The following is an 18,313-nucleotide window of genomic DNA, read 5'->3' on the forward strand; positions in this document are numbered from 1 at the left end:
CGCGCTTGCATATAGCCCGCGTCTGCAACTATTGTGAACGCACGCAAAGCGCTCCTGCAATCTTCTGGGAAGGGTACATCCCCATGCCTCTCGCGCTTCTGGCCCTCGCGATCGGGGCCTTCGGAATCGGAACGACCGAGTTCGTGATCATGGGCTTGCTGCCCCAGGTCGCGGGTGACTTCGGGGTCTCCATCCCCACTGCCGGCCTGCTGGTCACCGGCTACGCGCTGGGTGTGGTGATCGGCGCCCCGCTGATGACCGTCCTCGGCACCAAGATCCCCCGCAAGCGGATGCTGATGCTGCTGATGGGCCTGTTCATCGTCGGCAACCTGCTCTCCGCCGTCGCCCCCAGCTTCTCCGTGATGCTGATCGGCCGTGTGATCGCCTCGCTCGCCCACGGCGCCTTCTTCGGCATCGGCTCGGTCGTCGCGGCCGAGCTGGTCGCCCCGGACAAGAAGGCAGGAGCCATCGCGATGATGTTCACCGGGCTGACCGTCGCCAATGTCGTCGGCGTCCCGCTGGGCACCCTCGTCGGACAGTCCGTCGGCTGGCGCGTCACCTTCGCCATCGTCGCGGGCCTCGGCGTGATCGGCCTGGCCGGCATCGCCAAGCTCGTGCCCGACCTGCCCAAGGCCGAGGGTGTGCAACTCCGGCACGAGCTGGCCGCCTTCAAGAACACCCAGGTGCTGCTCGCCATGGCGATGACCGTCCTCGGTTTCGGCGGTGTCTTCGCGGCCATCACCTACATCGCCCCGATGATGACCCATGTCGCGGGCTTCGCCGACGGCTCCGTCACCTGGCTGCTCGTCCTCTTCGGCCTCGGCATGGTCGGCGGCAACCTCATCGGCGGCAAGTTCGCCGACCGTGCCCTGATGCCCATGCTGTACGTCTCGCTCGGCGCCCTGGCCGTCGTACTCGCGCTCTTCACGGTCACCGCACACAACAAGATCGCGGCAGCCGTCACCATCGCGCTCATCGGCGCCCTGGGCTTCGCCACTGTGCCGCCACTGCAGAAGCGGGTCCTCGACCAGGCGCACGGCGCCCCGACGCTGGCCTCCGCGGTGAACATCGGCGCCTTCAACCTCGGCAACGCGCTCTCCGCCTGGCTCGGCGGCATCGTCATCGCGGCCGGCCTCGGCTACACCGCCCCCAACTGGGTCGGCGCCGTCCTCGCCGCGGCCGCCCTTGTCCTCGCGATCCTCTCGGCCGCCCTGGAGCGCCGCACCGGCGCCCGCGGCACGGTCGTGGCGGGCGGCCTGCCGAGCGACCAGCGGACCGTCGTCCACCACTGACCCCGCCGGGCAGCGGCCGGGAGTCACGGGGCCAGGGCCGTCCCTGTGACTCCCGACCGCACCGGTCCCGTCCGATCCGTCCTTCCGACACCACCAACAGCAACACCCGCAAGGAGAAACCCCGATGAGCACCACCACCGCAGTAGCCCCGCTGACCATCCAGGACGCCGAAGCGCTCGTCGACCACGCGCGCCGTGCCGCGGAGGCCGCCGGGGTCACGGTCAGCGTCACCGTGCTGGACGCGGGCGGTCATCTGCTCGCCTTCCGCCGCGACGACCGGGCCGTGCTGATCTCCGGGGAGACCAGCACCCGCAAGGCCTACACCGCGCTTCAGCTGAACGCGGCCACCGCCGACCTGGTCGACGCCGTTCAGCCCGGAGGCCTCTTCCACACCCTGCCGACCGCACTCGACCGACCGCTGCTGTTCATCGCGGGCGGTCTCCCAGTGCACCGCGACGGCCGGCTGATCGGAGCGATCGGGGTCGGTGGCGGCGCGCCGTCGCAGGACCACGGGTTCGCCCAGGCCGCGGTGGAGGCACTCGTCTGACGTCGGAAGACGGTTGGAACGCCGGTTCTCGACCATGTCGGGAGCCGGCGTTCTCCATGCCCGGAACTGTCAGCCCGCCGCGACCGTGAGGGGCGCGAACCGCCGGGTCCAGTCGCCGGGCAGCTCCGCGATCCCGTACGTCATCACGGAGTTGGAAGCGCAGTGCTCCAGGCCACGTGCCTTCGCCCAGGACAGCAGGTCCTCGTGGCGTGCGTCGATGTCGGTGCGCAGGGGGCGGTCGGTGCGGTCGGCGAGTGAGGCGAGGAGAGCCTTCGCCGTCTCCGAGTCCTGTGCGATCAGTGGGCCCACGACCTGTGTGTCCATGTTGGGCCAGGCCGCCGCGTACCCGATGATCCGGCCGTCGTCCTGCGCCACCCGCAACTGGTCGGCGAAGGCAGGCAGTCGTGTGATGAGGGGCGTGCGATCGGTGCCGAACACCTCCTCGTCGAGCCGGAGAATGCCGGTGAGGTCCTCTGCCGTGGCCGCACGGGTGGCGATCCGGGACTCGGGTCTATCGGATCCGGCGGGCGTGAAACGACCGCGCAGCATCTCGGCCCGACCGGTCACCTTGAAGCCGAGTTCTTCGTAGAGCGGGAGGCCGTTCGGGGTCGCGTGCAGGGTCAGCGGCGTGGGGCCCAACACGGACAACAGGTGGCGCATCAGTCGGCGCCCCACGCCCTGACGGGCATGGCGTTCGGCGACCAGGACCATGCCGATGGCGCCCAGATCCGGGCGGTCCTGCGGGCCGTACTCCGTGACGACACACGCCGCGCCGAGGCCGCCTTCCGGGCTGTCGATGCCGTATCCCGTTCCCGCGCTGAGGAGGAAGCCCCACTTGTGTTCCTCGCGTGGCCACCCCCGGTCCTCGGACAGGTCGGCACAGGCGATGCGATCGCGGAGCGTCAGCCGGCGGATGGGCAGAGCGGCGAGGGAATGAGTCGGCACGCAGGTCAGGCTGTCTGACTGCGTTGTTGGCGTCCACCCGTTTCCGGGGAGACGTACTTGCTTTTGGCCATGTCATGGCCGACTGCACAACACCTCGGCGGAAGCCGGATGTTTCACGTGAAACAGCGGCGAACGTCCAGCACTCGGCAGGCCCGCGGAAGGTGTCACAGTTCCGCCCACTAACCTCGTGGTCCATGGCGAGACTTCATCTCTTCGACCTCGACGGCACTTTGCTGCACGGAACCAGCGCACCCCTGGAGATCTCACGTCAACTCGGTCTGGAAGCCGAGACGGTGGCGCTTGAGCAGGAGATTTCGGCCGGGCTGATCGGGCCGCCGGAGTATGCGACCCGCGTGTACGCGCTCTGGGCGGATCTCACGGAGGCGCATGTGGCGGCTGCCTTTGCAGGGGCCCCTTGGCTGGCGCGGATCCGTGAAGTCTGGGCCGAGATCAGGAGCGCCGGTGAATACTGCGCCGTCGTATCGCTCTCGCCGTCCTTCTTCGTGGAGCGGCTCACGGGCTGGGGTGCGCACGCGGCACACGGATCGCTTTTCCCGGCCGTGCCCTTCAGCGAGCCTTCCATGGACCTGGCCGGAGTCCTCGATGCCGCCGCCAAAGTGGTGATCGCGGATCGGCTGTGTGAGGAGTTCGGGGTGACGAGAGCGGATTGTGTCGCCTATGGCGACTCGATGTCGGACAAGGATCTGTTCGGCGCCGTGCCCGTCTCTGTCGCGGTGAACGCGGATGGACATCTGTCGGGCCTTGCCACCCACTCCTATGCGGGACGGGATCTGTGGGATGCCTACGAATTGGTGCGCGGCGCCCGGTAGTTGAGGGAGTTGATGGTTCGCCCCTCCGCCTGTTCACGGGGGAGCAAGGCGGGACTTGTGCGTGTACCGAGGGCCGGTATGGTCGACTCCGGTTCTGGTCCGCAGCCGGGTGCCGCAGGAGAGCACTGCGGGCAAAGTCACACTCGCGCCTTACTTGTCCGTACGCAGCGGGAATGTGGGTTGGATATGGCTGTATTGGCAGCTTGAGCGAACGGGGAAAAGCAAGCAGTCCGCGCGGAAAGCAGGCAGCTTCCGATGGGGGAAGCACGCCGACCGACCGAAAGATGTTCGAGGCGAGGCACACCATGGACGCTCCGACCACCACGTCGGCCGACAACGGCCCGTCCGGCGGCGGAAGCGGCAGCAGCGGAGGCGGCTGGTTCACACCACGCAAGCAGCCGGAGGTGCCTCCGGGTGAAGAACGGGAGACGACAGGGGTACGGCGTCCGGCCGTCATGCGGCCCGTTCGCAGGTCAGCGGCGGGTGTCAACGAGCCTTCGCCCACGGCGAGTTCGGAACGGTCCGCGCAGAGCGCCGGCGGCGCCGCGCCGGAGCCGGACGGCCACGGTTCGCAGCAGGGCGGCCCGCCCGGCCAGGAGCGAATACCGCCGACCGCGACCGTCTCCCAGCCCTTCACCCCGGCCCAGCCTCCGTCCGCCGGACCTCCGCAGCCCTTCGTTCCCGCTCAAGCCTCGGCTCCCGCACCTCCGCCGCCCTTCACCCCTGCTCAAACCCCGCCTCCCGCACCCCCGTCACCCTCCACACCCGCTCAGGCCCCGCCTCCCGCACGGTGGTCGGCCGCACCCGTGCCGTCGGTCGCCGCGACGGATTCGGCGGCCGTCGTGCATGTGCCCGCCCGGCGGTCCGTCGGCACCGTCACCGAGAACGCGTCCCCGGACGCCGTGCTCATTCGCCGGACCATGGCCGACGTCGCCCCGGTGGCCGACAAGGTCACCTCGTACTTCTACGCGCTGCTGTTCGTACGCCACCCCGAACTGCGCTCGCTGTTCCCGGCGGCGATGGACACCCAGCGGGACCGGTTGCTCAAGGCGCTGCTCACCGCGGCCGAGCACATCGACAACACGGAGGTCCTCGTCGCGTATCTGCAGAACCTCGGCCGTGGGCACCGTAAGTACGGCACCCGGCCCGAGCACTACCCGGCCGTCGGTGAGTGCCTCATCGGCGCGCTCAACAAGTACGCCTCCGGTGTCTGGGACGCCGAGACGGAGGCGGCCTGGGTCCGGGCGTACACGACGATCTCGCAGGTCATGATCGACGCGGCTGCCGCGGACGAACTGCGCGCCCCGGCCTGGTGGAACGCGGAGGTCGTCGCCCACGATCTCAGGACCCGGGACATCGCGGTCGTCACCGTCCGCCCCGACCAGCCCTACCCCTTTCTCGCCGGGCAGTACACGAGCCTGGAGACGCCCTGGTGGCCGCGGATCTGGCGGCACTACTCCTTCGCCTCGGCGCCCCGCTCGGACGGTCTGCTGACCTTCCATGTGAAGGCCGTCCCGGCGGGCTGGGTCTCGAACGCGCTGGTGCACCGCTCCCGGCCCGGTGACGTCATCCGGCTCGGTCCGCCGGCCGGCTCGATGGCCGTGGACCACACCACCGACAGCGGGCTGCTCTGTCTGGGCGGTGGCACCGGCATAGCGCCGATCAGGGCACTGGTCGAGGACGTGGTCGAGCACGGCGAACGGCGGCCGGTGGAGGTGTTCTACGGGGCCCGTACCGACCACGACCTCTATGACATCGACACGATGCTCCGGCTCCAGCAGGCGTATCCGTGGCTCACGGTCCGGACGGTCGTCGACCAGCAGGCACATCTCCAACTCCCGGACGCCATACGGACGCACGGGCCGTGGGGCGGGTACGACGCCTATGTCTCGGGCCCGCCCGGAATGATCCGCAGCGGTGTCGACGCGCTGAAGGACGTCGGTATCCCGGCGGAGCGCATACGGCACGACGCGGTCGAGGAACTGGTGGCCGCCGGGGACTGACCCGGCGTCGGAGTGGTCAGCCGAGGTCGGGGGCGTGCATCGCGCGGACCCCTTCGATGTTGCCGTCCAGATAGTGCCGCAGGGAGAGGGGCACGAGATGGACGGACGCGATGCCCACCCGGGTGAACGGGACTCTGACGATCTCGTACTCGCCGAGGGGAGCGTCCACTTCGGGACCGTGGCGCAGCGCCGGGTCCATGGACTCCAGGTGGCAGACGAAGAAGTGCTGGACCTTCACGCCGGTCGCCGTGGCGTCCGCGCCGATGTGCTCGACGGTGTCCACGAAGCAGGGAACCACGTCAGTGATCTTGGCGCCGAGCTCCTCGTACACCTCACGGTGCAGGGCATCGACGACGGTGGTGTCCTCGGGCTCGACTCCGCCACCGGGCGTGACCCAGTACGGATCCACGCCGGGCTTGGTGCGCTTGATCAGGATCAGGTCGTCGCCGTCGAGGAGAACGGCACGTGCGGTGCGCTTGACCACGGGTCGGACGGTCATGGGAGAAATGTGGCCCGGCTGGTTCCACGTGAAACATCGCGAAACGTCACCTTGGGGGTTCAGAGCGTGACATTCGGCGTCGTTGACGAGAAGCGACGAGAAAGTGCCTGGTCAGCCCCATCCGGTGGCCGCGCGGTGCAGCCACTCGTGGGCCCGGGCGATGTGTGGCATCGCGAGAGTTCCGGTGCGGACGACCAGGAAATACGTCCGCAGGGGTGGTACCGCCGGTTCGTGGAGCGGGACGACGTCGCCGCGTTCCAGTGCGAGGGCGCACAGATAGCGGGGCAGCACCGCGAGTCCGGCGCCCGCGGTCACGCAGGCGAGCACCGCGCGCAGGTCCGGCACGATGACGGTGCCCGGGGCGGCCGGACGGGAGTCGAAGACTGACGCCCAGTACCGGGAGACGAAAGGCAGCGACTCGTGCACCTCGACCACGGGGAGGCCGTCCAGGGCCGGCACGTCCATGCGGTCGAGTTTCCCGGAGCCGGAGCCGGAGCCGGAGCCGGAGCCGGAGCCGGAGCGGATCTGTTCGGCCCGGTGCGGAGCGGCGACCAGGACGTGCTCCTCGTCGCAGAGCGTTGTCGCCGTGAGCAGGGCACCCCGCGGACGGGCCGTGCTGATGGCCAGATCATGATGTCCGGCGGCCAGCCCCTCCAGAGTTTCCTCGGCGTTCCCGAAGGACGCGCGCAGCGCGAAGGACTGGCCGTCGTCGCCGGTCAGCTCCGTGAGCGCGGGCAGCGCCCGCTCGGCGGTGAACTCGGGGGGCCCGGCGAGATGCAGGGTGCGCAGGGAGGAGTCGTTGTCGGGGCCGGTCTCGGCTATCTCCACGAGGGCGTCGAGATGCGGCGCGGCCTTGTGCGCGAGTTCGTCGCCCATGGTCGTGGGGGTGACTCCACGGGCCTGACGCAGGAACAAGGGGCGGCCCAACTGCCGTTCCAGGGTGCGGATCTGGGACGTCACCGCGGGCTGCGAGAGACCGAGCAGGGCTGCGGCGCGGGTGAAGGAGCCGGCTCGATGCACGGTCACGAAGGTGCGCAGCAAGGCCAGATCCATGGCACGCACTCTCCTTTCCCGCCCTTTCTCCGGCCCCGGGCAGGGCCCAACTATAAATAAGTCGATAGGCCGCTGTCGCTACTGTGATTGGACACTGACACAGAGTCAACTAGCCTTGTGCGCGCGGTTCTTCGCGCGCAGAACCGAGGACGGTCCGAGCCACGAGGGGGGAGGCTCGGACCGTCCGTTGTGCGTAGCCGGACACCGACCGGCGGTGCGTAAAGCGGTCACCGCGCCGACTCGTCCAGCGCACGCAGCACATCGGCCACCAGGTCCTCGGGATCCTCGGCACCCACCGAGAAGCGAACGAAGCCCTCCGGTACCGCGTCCCCGCCCCAGCGCCCCCGGCGTTCGGCGGTGGACCGCACCCCGCCGAAGCTCGTCGCGTCGTCCACGAGCCGCAGCGCGTCGAGAAAACGCTCGGCACGCGCGCGCGTGGGCAACGTGAACGAAACCACACACCCGTAGCGCCGCATCTGCCGCGAGGCGACCTTGTGCGAGGGATCGTCGGGCAGCCCCGGATAACGCAGCCCCGTGATGTCGTCCCGCTCCCGCAGGGCCTCGGCGAGGATCAGCGCGGTGGCGTCCTGCCGGTCCACGCGCAGCTGGAGCGTGGAGATGGAGCGGTGCGCGAGCCAGGCCTCCATGGGCCCGGGGATCGCGCCGACGACCTTGCGCCAACGGCGTACGGCCGTCATCGCGGAGGCGTCGGTTCCGGCGACGTATCCCAGAAGGAGGTCCCCGTGCCCGGTGAGCTGCTTGGTGCCGCTCGCCACGGCGAAGTCGGCGCCGAGTTCCAGCGGGCGCTGTCCCAGGGGCGTGGCGAGGGTGTTGTCGACGGCCACCAGGGCGCCACGCGCGTGTGCCGCCTCGACGAGCCGACGGATGTCGCACACGTCGAGACCGGGGTTCGAGGGGGTCTCGATCCACAGCAGTTTCGCGCCGTCGAGAAGGTCGAGCTGGGCGTCCCCGCCGGTCGGCGCGGTGCGCACCTCGATGCCGTAAGCCTCCAACTGGGCGCGCACCAGGGGCAGTACCTGGTAGCCGTCGTTCGGCAGTACGACCGTGTCGCCGGCGCGCAGCTGGGAGAAGAGCACCGACGAGATGGCGGCCATGCCGGAGGCGAACACGAGCGTCTCGACATCGCTCCGCCTGGGTGCCTCCAGCTCGCCGATGGCGCGCTCCAGGTGGGTCCAGGTCGGGTTCTCGTCACGGCCGTACTTGTACGGGCCCGTCACCTCGCCCGGGAGGTGGAAGTGCCCGGCGAACACCGGCCCGGGCAGGGTCGGTTCGTGTCTGACGGGCTCGGGCAGACCGGCCCGCACCGCGAGCGTGCCGTCCCCGGCACCGCCTCCGACACCTCCGTCTGCGGCGGAATCACTCATATCGCTCGTCCCTCCACTTCCTCGCGTACCGCGGCGAGCAGGCCCTCGCTCGCCGCCTCCACCATCTCAAGACATTCCTCGAAGCCGTCCAGGCCCCCGTAGTACGGATCCGGTACGTCCAGGTCGTCGCCGACGGCGGGGTCGTAGGAGCGCAGGAGACGGACCTTCTGGGCGTCCTGCTCGGTCGGGGCGAGGCGGCGCAGGGCCTTGCGATGGCCGCCGTCGAGGGCGATGACGAGGTCGAGGCGGGAGAACCAGGAGGCCTGGAACTGGCGTGCGACATGGTCGGTCCCGTAGCCGTGCTCCGCCAGGACGGCGACGGCGCGCGGGTCGGCGCCGTCGCCCTCGTGCCAGCCGCCGGTGCCCGCGCTCTCGACCTCGACCCGATCGCCGAGCCCGGCCTCCTCCACCCGCGCGCGGAAGACCGATGCGGCCATCGGGGAGCGGCAGATGTTGCCGGTGCAGACGAAGCTGACGCGGTAGGTCATCGCGCGCTCAGTCCCCGTCGGGGAGGGCGAGGTTGAGCGCCCAGGAGACGACCGAGATGATCAGGCCGCCCAGGACGGCGGTCCAGAAACCGTCCACGTGGAAACTCAGGTCGAGCTTGTCGGCCAGCCACGAGGTGAGCAGCAGCATCAGCGCGTTGACCACCAGGGTGATCAGACCGAGCGTCAGGATGAACAGCGGGAAGGTCAGCAACTTGACGATCGGCTTCACGAGGAAGTTGACCAGGCCGAAGACCACGGCGACGAGGAGCAGGGTCCAGACCTTCTTGAAGGTGCTGTCGCCGGTCAGGGTGATCTTGTCGATGAGCCATACGGCGACCGCCAGGGCACCCGCGTTGGCGATCGTCTTGACTAGGAAATTCTTCATGTGTCTGATCGTGACAGAAGAGATCGAATCCGAGCGTGGACGAGGGCGATGAAGGCATTCCGGTTGGATGAACTGGAGGCGGAGCGTGCCGCCAACGACGGCGCATACCTGCAGTTCCTGCGCGAGAAGAACATGTCGGTCGGCCTCTACGCGCTCGACGCGGGCGACCACGACCGGCAGCAGCCGCACAACCAGGACGAGGTGTACTTCGTCGTGAGCGGCCGTGCCGCGATCACCGTCGGCATGGAGACCACCCAGGTGGCGCGCGGCAGCGTGGTCTATGTGCCGGCCGGGGTGGCCCACAAGTTCCACCACATCAGCGAGGACCTGCGGGTGCTGGTGGTGTTCTCGCCGCCGGAGGCCTGACTCTCTCCCCCTGAAGCCTGACCCCGCGTCTCAGGGTTCCCTAGGGGAACGGTCAGGGGAGGACAAGGGATGCGAGGCCCCCGTTCTGCCTTCGGCCGCCCTAGCATCGAGTGCAGGACATCAGAGGTCCGGCACAGCGGTGCCGGACACCGACAGGACCCGGTACGAGCGACGGGCGGAGAGGTAAAGGACGAGGGCGATGCGAGAGATCTTCGGCGGACTGCCGTGGTGGGTGAAGTGGGTCGCGGTGCCGGTCATCGCGCTGGTCGTGTTCGGCGGGCTGATAGCGACCGTCGTGGGCTTTGTCATCGGACTGCTCTTCAAGGCGCTGGTCTTCGTGGCGCTGGTCGGCGGACTGATCTACGTCGTACGGAAGTTCACGGCGGGTTCCTCCTCACGCAGCGACTGGTGAGGCCCTGTCGGGCAACCGGTGATCGGTAACAGGAATCACCGGTTCCCTCGGGCGGGGGAAGTTTTCCGGACAGGCCGTCCGCGGGCGGTGGCGGGCGGTTACAGTCCGGAATTCGACGCGGGGACGAACCCCGCGGGCGGCGCACCCCCTCCCCGTGTTCCCCGCACGGGCTGCCCCCTCGCGCTCCGGAAGTGACCCTTGGCCACGGTTGACACCGCACCCGTAGAACCGCACGCACCTCCCACCCAGCCCGGCCCGCCGACCTGGCCGAGTTCGGTGGCGATCCCCGCCCAGCTGCGCCCCGTGGCGGCCCCGCCGCGGCAGCGCACCGCGACAGCCCCCGAGCCCCAGCCCGCCGCCACCCTCATCGGCTCCGTGCAGCGGGCGATGCGGCTGCTGGAGTCCGTCGCCGCGCACGAACACGGCGCGCCCGCGAAGCAGTTGGCCCGCGAGACCGGTCTCGCGCTTCCCACGGCGTACCACCTGCTGCGCACCCTCGTGCACGAGGGCTATCTCCGGCGCGACAAAGGGCTGTTCTTCCTCGGTGAGGCTGCCGAGAGGCTGAGCACCAGCGGGGCGCAGGAGAAACGTCGCAGCACGCTCGTGGACGCGCTTGCGGCCTGGCGGGATGCGATCGGTGTGCCGGTCTACTACGCGATGTACCGCGACGGTGAGATCGAGGTCATGTGCGTCTCCGACAGCCCCGGCAACCCGGCGGTCGAGGAGTGGGCCGACTTCCGTGAGACGGGGCACGCGCACGCCATCGGCCAGTGTCTGCTGGCGCAGTTGGACGAGGGCGCCCGGCGCGACCACCTCGACCGCTACCCCGCGCAGTCACTCACGCCGTACACCGTGCGGGACGGTCACGCCCTGCTGCGGCGCCTGGAGCGGATGCGGCGGATGGAGCTGGTGGTGGAGCGTCAGGAGTACGCGCTGGGGACCGTCTGCGCGGCGATTCCGATCACGCTCGGCAGTACGGCCGCCACGATGGCCATTTCTCTCCCTTCGCATCAGGCCGACCGTCTGGCGGCCGCTGCCCGGGAGTTGCAGACCGAGGTCGGCAGGCTGCTGGGGTCGCTCGCGCTCTCTATCAGTATCTGAAAAATTACTCCTTGTGATCTGTTGTGTACGTTCAGCAATATTCCTTCAGTGTCACGGGGATCATTCCCAGCCAGTCGGCGGCAATTGACGGGATAGGCGATGCGCGAGTCCGTACAGGCAGAGGTCATGATGAGCTTCCTCGTCTCCGAGGAGCTCTCCTTCCGTATCCCGGTCGAACTGGGCTACGAGACATGCGATCCGTACGCCGTACGGCTGACCTTCCATTTGCCGGGGGATGCCCCGGTGACCTGGGCTTTCGGCCGGGAGCTGCTGATCGATGGGGTGGGCCGGGCGTCCGGGGACGGTGATGTCCGGATCGAGCCGGTCGATCCCGAGACGCTGGGCGAAGTGCTGATCAGGCTTCAGGTGGGCGGCGACCAGGCGCTGTTCCGCACCGGCGCGGCCCCGCTCGTGGCGTTCCTGGACCGCACCGACCGGCTGGTTCCGCTCGGTCAGGAAGGCGCGCTGGCGGATTTCGACGCCCACCTCGACGAGGCACTGGACCGCATCCTGGCGGAGGAGCAGAGCACCGGTTGAAGCGTTGCCATGGTGGCGGGGGGAGTTGGCGTAACGCTTCGCCAACAGGCCCGAAATCGCAGGCGGCATCTGCGGAGCCCTGAAAGACCGCCGGGGTCGAGAGGGCTCGGAAGCGGCCAGGAGCCCGATAGGAGCCCGGGGAGGCCGGAGGAGTCCCGGCCGGGCCTGAAGGTTGCAGGAACGCTTCTCCGGGGCCCTGCACGGCGGTTCCCGCCGTCCTCAGTGCTTGCGGCGTCGGCCCTTCCCGCCGCGGGCCGGCGTGGGCTTGCCGGCCGGCGCCGTCGCGATCCCGGCGCCGGGCGCTGCTGTGGCCGCCCCGGCAACCCCCGCCGGAACCGGGTCGCTGCCGGACCGGTCCGCCGAGACCACCAGGGCCGCGAGCGCCGTGGTGACCGGCACCGAAGCGACCAGGCCGATCGAGCCCACCAGCGTGCGCACGATCTCCTCGGCGACCAACTCGCTGTTGGCGACCGACCCCACGCTGCTCTGCGCGATGGAGAAGAGCAGCAGCAGCGGCAGGGCGGCGCCCGCGTAGGCGAGGACGAGCGTGTTGACGACGGACGCGATGTGGTCGCGGCCGATCCGGATACCGGCGCGGTACAGCCCGCGCCAGCCCATCGCCGGGTTGGCCTCGTGCAGCTCCCAGACCGCCGACGTCTGCGTGACCGTCACATCGTCGAGCACACCGAGCGAACCGATGATGACGCCGGCGAGCAGCAGACCACTCATGTCGATCGACGGGTACAGCCCGTGGATCAGGCCCGTGTTGTCGTCCGTGTTGCCGGTCAGCGCGGCCCAGTCGATGAACCCCGAACCCAGGACGCCGATCAGCACCAGCGACATCAGCGTGCCGAGCACCGCCACGGACGTACGGGCCGACAGCCCGTGGCACATGTAGAGGGCGATCAGCATGATGGCACTCGATCCGACCACCGCCACGATCAGCGGGTTCGAGCCGTGCAGGATCGCGGGCAGGATGAAGAAGTTGAGGATCATGAAGCTGATGGCCAGCGCGACCAGTGCCATGACGCCACGCAGCCTGCCCACCACCACGACGGCCAGGGCGAAGATCCCGGCGAGCAGCGCCATCGGGAACTTACGGTTCACGTCGGTGACCGAGTACTGCAGATCCCGGGGCGCGGAGGGCTCGTAGGCGACCACGACCTTCTCGCCCTCGTGCAACTGCCGCGACTGGTCGGGCTGCACGATCTCCGTGAACGTACGGCCCTTGTCCTTGCCCGTGCTGACCGTGACCGTGGCCTTCTTGCAGGTGCCGCCCGCCTCCTGCTGCGCCGAGGAGCCCTCGGCCGTGGAGGTGTCGCCCGTCGCGCCCCCGCCCGAGGCGTTCACGGAGGCGCAGCTCACGCTGACGACCTTGGTGACCGTCGCCTGCTGCGTCTGCCGGTCGAAGCCGACGCCGGTGCGCTTGTGGGACGGGGCGCCGCCCGGCCACAGCACCACCATGCCGACCACCACCGCCACCGTGAACGGGATCAGGATCGCCGCGATGACCTTCCGGAGGTGTCGGGAGACGGGGGCGGCGGGACCGTGGCTGTGCGAGTGGCCGTGCCCACCTCCCGCGCCGGAACCGTGCCCGCCGTCCCCACCGGAGCTGTGGTCGTCCCCGGACCCGGAACCGTGGTCGCCATCGGAACCGTGGCCGTGGTCATGGCCATGCGGCGGCCCGGTCGGCGGGTACGGGGGCTGCTGCGTCGTGGTCACCGCCCGATCATCGCAAGAACGCCGGAGGCCCACTGTTCACCGCGCCACATATGACGCTAGCGTGGAGCCACCTTTGCACACGCGGGAGCTCGGAGCACCGGGCTGAGAGGGCGCTGACCTCCGTCTCTGCGATGTTTCACGGGAAACGTCACCTGTATCGAGTGATGTTTCACATGAAACATCGGCTGACGGAAGCCGCTGCGTCGACCGCCGAACCTGTTACCGGGTAATGCCGGCGTAGGGAGTAGGTCTCATGACCAACAAGGACGCACACACGTCTGCCTTCAGCCAGGACGAACAGCCCATTCCGGGCGAGGAGTTCGCGCGGGCCGAGCAGCCGACGGGGGCCGAGGAGTCCCCTGCGGCCGGGAAGTCCGCCGGCTGGCACAAGGGGTACGTCGAGGGCTCGCGGCCCGATCTGCGGGTGCCGGTCCGTCAGGTGCACCTCACCAACGGACAGTCCGTGACGCTGTACGACACCTCCGGCCCGTACACCGATCCGCTCGTCGACACCGACGTCCGCAGGGGGCTGGCGCCGCTGCGGGAGAACTGGATCATCGCCCGGGGCGACACCGAGGAGTACGCGGGCCGTCCCCTCCGTCCCGAGGACGACGGAATCAAGCACACCTCACCGCGCGGTGGACTGCGCAACCTCGACGCGGTGTTCCCAGGCCGCCCGCGGCAGCCACGCCGAGGACGCGAGGGCACGGCGGTGACTCAACTCGCCTACGCGCGACGGGGCGAGATCACGCCCGAGATGGAGTTCGTGGCCGTACGGGAGAAGGTGTCGCCCGTGGTGGTCCGGGAGGAGATCGCGGCCGGGCGGGCGGTGCTGCCGGCCAACGTCAACCACCCCGAGATCGAGCCGATGATCATCGGCAAGCGGTTCCTGGTGAAGGTCAACGCCAACATCGGAAATTCCGCGGTCACTTCCTCCATCGAGGAGGAGGTCGAGAAGATGACCTGGGCGACCCGCTGGGGCGCCGACACGGTCATGGACCTGTCCACCGGCCGCAACATCCACACCACCCGCGAGTGGGTGCTGCGCAACTCCCCCGTCCCCATCGGCACGGTGCCGCTCTACCAGGCGCTCGAAAAGGTCGACGGCCGCGCCGAGGAGCTGACCTGGGAGATCTACAAGGACACGGTCCTCGAACAGGCCGAACAGGGCGTGGACTACATGACCGTTCACGCGGGCGTACGGCTGCCGTTCGTACCGCTCACGGCGAACCGCAAGACCGGCATCGTCTCGCGCGGCGGCTCGATCATGGCGGCCTGGTGCCTGGCCCACCACAAGGAATCGTTCCTCTACGAGAACTTCGAGGAGCTGTGCGAGATCCTCGCCGCCTACGACGTCACGTACTCGCTGGGCGACGGCCTTCGGCCCGGGTCGATCGCGGACGCCAACGACGAGGCGCAGTTCGCCGAGTTGAGGACGCTCGGGGAACTCAACACGATCGCGAAGCGTTTCAACGTACAGACCATGATCGAGGGCCCGGGGCATGTCCCGATGCACAAGATCAAGGAGAACATCGACCTTCAGCAGGAGATCTGTGATGAAGCTCCGTTCTATACGCTCGGCCCGCTGACGACGGACGTCGCGCCTGCGTACGACCACATCACTTCCGGCATCGGTGCCGCGATGATCGCCTGGTGGGGCACGGCCATGCTCTGCTATGTCACGCCCAAGGAGCACTTGGGCCTGCCCAATCGTGACGACGTCAAGACCGGCGTCATCACCTACAAGATCGCCGCCCACGCAGCCGACCTCGCCAAGGGGCACCCAGGTGCACAGGAGTGGGACGACGCGCTGTCCGACGCCCGCTTCGAGTTCCGCTGGGAGGACCAGTTCAACCTGGCCCTCGACCCGGTCACCGCACGGGAGTTCCACGACGAGACACTCCCCGCGGAGCCGGCCAAGACGGCTCACTTCTGCTCGATGTGCGGGCCGAAGTTCTGCTCGATGAAGATCTCCCAGGACATCCGCCGTGAACACGGCGGCACCCAGGCGGAGGTCGAGGAGGGTATGGCGCGGAAGTCGAAGGAGTTCGCGGCGGCGGGCAACCGGGTGTATCTGCCGATCGCCGACTGACGACGACCGGCCGGGTCGGACACGGTCCAGCACGGTGTCTAGCTCTTCGGCGAGCCCTTGGTCGATGTGTTGTCGCACAGGGCGTGGTCGACCAGGGTGCCTGTCGCGCGGTTGAGGGCGGTGAGGTCCGGGGGTGCGGTGGTGGTCGTGATGGAGACGGTCACCGCGCGTCGGCCGTCGGCGCTCACCGCGGGGCGGGTGTTGACGCCGACTCCGTCGCCCTCGTGGGTGTAGTAGAAACCGCCGCAGGAGAGCGGGATTTTGCGCAGGCCGAGGCCGTAGGTGCCCTCGGGCATCTCGGCCACGTCCTCCGGGTCGTCGGTCCGCCGCACGGTCTGCCGCATCTCGCGCCACTGCGCGGCGGGTAGCAGCCGGCCGTCGGCCAGCGCGCGGAAGAAGGTGTTCAGGTCGGCCGTGGTGCTCACCACACCGGAGTCCGCGGTGTGCTGGAGGCTGTGATCGGTGACGTCGAGACGCTTGCCGTCGGCGGTCGTCAGGTATGCGTTCACGTGCGGGTCGGGCAGGAACGGGTCGAGCCCGGGGATGGAGGTGTTGCGCAGTCCGAGCTTCGCGATGATCCGGTGGGTGACCAGGTCCTGCCAGCTCGCGCCACCGGCCTTCTCGGCGATCATCCCGGCCAGCAGGTAGTTGGTGTTGGAGTACGCCCATCGGGTGGCCCCGCCGGGCTGCCCGGGCTGCGGGACGAAGAGCGGGTGGTGCTTCATCGCGACCGCGACCATGTCGGCCGCCGGGGTGGTGTCGTAGCGGACCTCGTCGAAGTGGTTGAACAGGCGGTCCTGGATCTCCGGGTCGTCGACGTAGTCGTAGAGGCCGCTGGTCTGGCGGAGCAGGTCGCGGACGGTGATGCGGGTGCCGTCGTTGCCGTTGCCCGTGACGACTCCCGGCAGCCAGTGTTCGACGGTGTCGTCGAGTGACAGCCGTTTCTCCGCCACGAGTTGGAGGACGACGGTCGCCACGAACGTCTTCGTCGTGCTCGCCACGCGGAAGTGCGCGTTCCAGGGGATCGGTGCCGTGGAGCCGGCCGTGCGGGTACCGATGCGGGCCATGAGCGGTGCGCCGTGGGGTCCGTCGACCCTGGCCAGCACGTTCACGTCGCCGCCTCCGGCCAGCCGTACGGCGGCCAGGTCACGCTGGAGCATGGCCTCGTCGTACGAGTGGGAGGGGTGGTTCGCCGCCGGCTGTCCGGTGGTCGCGGTCGCGGCCATGGGTGAGGCCAGTGCGAGCAACGCCGCTGCCAGTACGGCGGCGCCGGTCTTCCTCGACGACGGTGTCTGCATGTTCGAATCCCCCGTTGCTCCTGGTGCTGATCGGTGACGATCACCAGCCAACCCGGTCAAGTCGCGGGGGAGGATGGGGCTGCCCGCCGAATCCGGGGTCCGGGTAACCCCCGTACGAGTCCAGCGCGGCGAAACCCGCTGGACGTCGTAACGGAAGAGAGAAGATCACGCGTGCCGCGATCAAGGTCTCTACCCTGCCTGGCATGGGTGGGATCGATCTGGGCAACGGGGTTGTCGGCGCCGTGCTGGGCATGCTGGTCGCGGTGCTGTTCCAGGATCCGCTGCAGAACAGCTGGTACAGGCTGCGCGCCCGCTCGAAGAGCGCGGTACGCGGGCTGCGTCGGCAGGAGGAGTCGAGTCCGGTGTGGCGGACGTTCTCCCTCGGTCCGCTGCACACCTCTGCCCTGATCGTCGAGGGCGACGGGGAATCGTCCATACCGGCGCAGGCCGTCTACATCCAGGTATTGGACCAGGAAATCGAGCTGCCCCCGGACATGGCGGGCTGGCGGGCCGAGATAGAGGAAGAAAGCGCGCGACTGCAGGCAGAGGGCCGAACACCGTTGTGGAACGGGCCGCGATACGCGGTCGAGACGGTAGGAATATCCCGGACCGCGCTCGACGAACAGCCGGAAATCCACCTTCGTCTGCGTCCGACGGACTACTACACTTTTCTTGCGGCCCAGCAATTGGATCGTCGCCTGTCCGACGGGACCACCCCTCGTTCGCGCTATCTCGATCCCGAGGACCCGCTGTCGGCACCCGCTTTTCTGCAATGCAGTCTCGCGGTGAACATCGCGGTGGTGACGGCCGACGACATGCTGATCGTCAGCCGGCGCAGTGACCGGGTGCGTATGGCCCCAGGCGTGTGGAACTCGTCCCTCAATGAGGGCATGTCACGGTACATCGACTCGTCAGGTAGGAACGCCCCGGATCTGTATGCGGTCGCGCGGCGCGGTATGCGCGAGGAACTGGCCATAGAACCGCACGAGTACTCACTCGACATGCTCGCATTCGTGCTGGACATCGAGAAGCGTCATTGGAGTGCTCACTTCTACGCCCGGCTCAAGGAAGTGAGTTGGGCCGATATGCAGGCGCGTATGAGCAGAGGGGTCGCGGACAGATGGGAACACCAGACCATTGATTTCGTTCCCTTCCGCCCTTCGGCGGTGATCAAATACGTACTTCGCGACGATCGCGTTCACCGGTGGGCCCCTCTCGCGCCGGCGCTCTTTCATCTCGCACTGGTGCATGTCCACAGCCGTGCCCCGGTGGAAAGGGCCGCGGCGCAGATAGTTCGCCGAATTCAGTGAACTCGGTGAAATCAGTGCATTCGGAGACGAACTCGGTGAATTCGGGTG

General features: G+C 68.8%; 18 protein-coding genes and 1 riboswitch. Of the genes, 10 read left to right on the forward strand and 8 right to left on the reverse strand.

Annotated elements, in window-relative coordinates:
- The first annotated feature begins 83 nt into the window (after window positions 1-83).
- On the forward strand, window positions 84-1,292 hold the full coding sequence (locus ACIBJH_RS36610; protein WP_399121264.1) for an MFS transporter: 1,209 nt from the start codon (window positions 84-86) through the stop codon (window positions 1,290-1,292).
- A 124-nt stretch (window positions 1,293-1,416) separates the two neighbouring features.
- Entirely contained in the window at window positions 1,417-1,839 is a 423-nt protein-coding gene (locus ACIBJH_RS36615) for a heme-binding protein (RefSeq protein WP_200713273.1), read from the forward strand.
- A gap of 69 nt (window positions 1,840-1,908) precedes the next feature.
- Here ACIBJH_RS36615 and ACIBJH_RS36620 read toward each other — a convergent pair whose 3' ends face one another.
- A complete protein-coding gene (locus tag ACIBJH_RS36620; protein WP_399121265.1) occupies window positions 1,909-2,784 on the reverse strand; it encodes a GNAT family N-acetyltransferase in 876 nt (291 codons plus the stop codon).
- Between the two features lie 194 nt (window positions 2,785-2,978).
- Between ACIBJH_RS36620 and ACIBJH_RS36625 the strand changes: the two genes are divergently transcribed.
- Together ACIBJH_RS36625 and ACIBJH_RS36630 are read left to right on the forward strand one after the other, a co-directional pair.
- Window positions 2,979-3,614, forward strand: a complete 636-nt coding sequence (locus ACIBJH_RS36625; protein ID WP_399121266.1) for an HAD family hydrolase — start codon at window positions 2,979-2,981, stop codon at window positions 3,612-3,614.
- A gap of 305 nt (window positions 3,615-3,919) precedes the next feature.
- Window positions 3,920-5,617 carry a globin domain-containing protein gene (locus ACIBJH_RS36630; RefSeq protein ID WP_399121267.1) on the forward strand — a complete coding sequence of 566 codons (1,698 nt, stop codon included), beginning with the start codon at window positions 3,920-3,922 and terminating at the stop codon, window positions 5,615-5,617.
- Between the two features lie 16 nt (window positions 5,618-5,633).
- Here the strand turns inward: ACIBJH_RS36630 and ACIBJH_RS36635 are convergent, their stop codons facing one another.
- The 5 genes from ACIBJH_RS36635 to ACIBJH_RS36655 form a co-directional block, all read right to left on the reverse strand.
- Complete coding sequence (locus ACIBJH_RS36635; RefSeq protein WP_093627954.1) at window positions 5,634-6,116, reverse strand: NUDIX domain-containing protein; 483 nt, start codon at window positions 6,114-6,116, stop codon at window positions 5,634-5,636.
- Between the two features lie 111 nt (window positions 6,117-6,227).
- Window positions 6,228-7,169, reverse strand: a complete 942-nt coding sequence (locus ACIBJH_RS36640) for a LysR family transcriptional regulator (protein WP_399121268.1) — start codon at window positions 7,167-7,169, stop codon at window positions 6,228-6,230.
- A 227-nt stretch (window positions 7,170-7,396) separates the two neighbouring features.
- A complete protein-coding gene (locus ACIBJH_RS36645) occupies window positions 7,397-8,554 on the reverse strand; it encodes a cystathionine gamma-lyase (RefSeq protein ID WP_399121269.1) in 1,158 nt (385 codons plus the stop codon).
- Window positions 8,551-9,042 carry a low molecular weight protein-tyrosine-phosphatase gene (locus ACIBJH_RS36650; RefSeq protein ID WP_399121270.1) on the reverse strand — a complete coding sequence of 164 codons (492 nt, stop codon included), beginning with the start codon at window positions 9,040-9,042 and terminating at the stop codon, window positions 8,551-8,553. Before ACIBJH_RS36650 ends, ACIBJH_RS36645 begins: the two co-directional genes overlap by 4 nt.
- A gap of 7 nt (window positions 9,043-9,049) precedes the next feature.
- Entirely contained in the window at window positions 9,050-9,427 is a 378-nt protein-coding gene (locus tag ACIBJH_RS36655; protein WP_399121271.1) for a phage holin family protein, read from the reverse strand.
- A gap of 48 nt (window positions 9,428-9,475) precedes the next feature.
- Between ACIBJH_RS36655 and ACIBJH_RS36660 the strand changes: the two genes are divergently transcribed.
- The 4 genes from ACIBJH_RS36660 (at window position 9,476) to ACIBJH_RS36675 (ending at window position 11,843) form a co-directional block, all read left to right on the forward strand.
- The gene (locus ACIBJH_RS36660; RefSeq protein WP_019073397.1) at window positions 9,476-9,793 is read left to right on the forward strand and encodes a cupin domain-containing protein; all 318 of its coding nucleotides are present in this window, start codon (window positions 9,476-9,478) and stop codon (window positions 9,791-9,793) included.
- Between the two features lie 199 nt (window positions 9,794-9,992).
- Window positions 9,993-10,205 carry a DUF5326 family protein gene (locus tag ACIBJH_RS36665; protein WP_093627959.1) on the forward strand — a complete coding sequence of 71 codons (213 nt, stop codon included), beginning with the start codon at window positions 9,993-9,995 and terminating at the stop codon, window positions 10,203-10,205.
- A 198-nt stretch (window positions 10,206-10,403) separates the two neighbouring features.
- The gene (locus ACIBJH_RS36670; protein ID WP_399121272.1) at window positions 10,404-11,306 is read left to right on the forward strand and encodes an IclR family transcriptional regulator C-terminal domain-containing protein; all 903 of its coding nucleotides are present in this window, start codon (window positions 10,404-10,406) and stop codon (window positions 11,304-11,306) included.
- 99 nt (window positions 11,307-11,405) lie between these two features.
- Entirely contained in the window at window positions 11,406-11,843 is a 438-nt protein-coding gene (locus ACIBJH_RS36675; RefSeq protein ID WP_399121273.1) for an SsgA family sporulation/cell division regulator, read from the forward strand.
- A 219-nt stretch (window positions 11,844-12,062) separates the two neighbouring features.
- Here ACIBJH_RS36675 and ACIBJH_RS36680 read toward each other — a convergent pair whose 3' ends face one another.
- Complete coding sequence (locus ACIBJH_RS36680) at window positions 12,063-13,565, reverse strand: YibE/F family protein (protein ID WP_399121274.1); 1,503 nt, start codon at window positions 13,563-13,565, stop codon at window positions 12,063-12,065.
- Window positions 13,566-13,636: 71 nt separating this feature from the next.
- A riboswitch (TPP riboswitch) is annotated at window positions 13,637-13,826 on the forward strand.
- Here ACIBJH_RS36680 and thiC point away from each other — a divergent pair.
- Window positions 13,819-15,657, forward strand: a complete 1,839-nt coding sequence (thiC, locus tag ACIBJH_RS36685) for a phosphomethylpyrimidine synthase ThiC (RefSeq protein ID WP_399121275.1) — start codon at window positions 13,819-13,821, stop codon at window positions 15,655-15,657. Its footprint overlaps the riboswitch before it by 8 nt.
- A 38-nt stretch (window positions 15,658-15,695) precedes the next feature.
- Here thiC and ACIBJH_RS36690 read toward each other — a convergent pair whose 3' ends face one another.
- The gene (locus tag ACIBJH_RS36690; RefSeq protein ID WP_399121276.1) at window positions 15,696-16,955 is read right to left on the reverse strand and encodes a serine hydrolase domain-containing protein; all 1,260 of its coding nucleotides are present in this window, start codon (window positions 16,953-16,955) and stop codon (window positions 15,696-15,698) included.
- Window positions 16,956-17,158: 203 nt separating this feature from the next.
- Between ACIBJH_RS36690 and ACIBJH_RS36695 the strand changes: the two genes are divergently transcribed.
- On the forward strand, window positions 17,159-18,265 hold the full coding sequence (locus ACIBJH_RS36695; protein WP_399121277.1) for a hypothetical protein: 1,107 nt from the start codon (window positions 17,159-17,161) through the stop codon (window positions 18,263-18,265).
- The last annotated feature ends 48 nt before the right edge of the window (window positions 18,266-18,313 follow it).

This window comes from Streptomyces sp. NPDC050548 (assembly GCF_044457385.1).
In the GTDB taxonomy this organism is placed as follows: Bacteria; Actinomycetota; Actinomycetes; order Streptomycetales; family Streptomycetaceae; genus Streptomyces.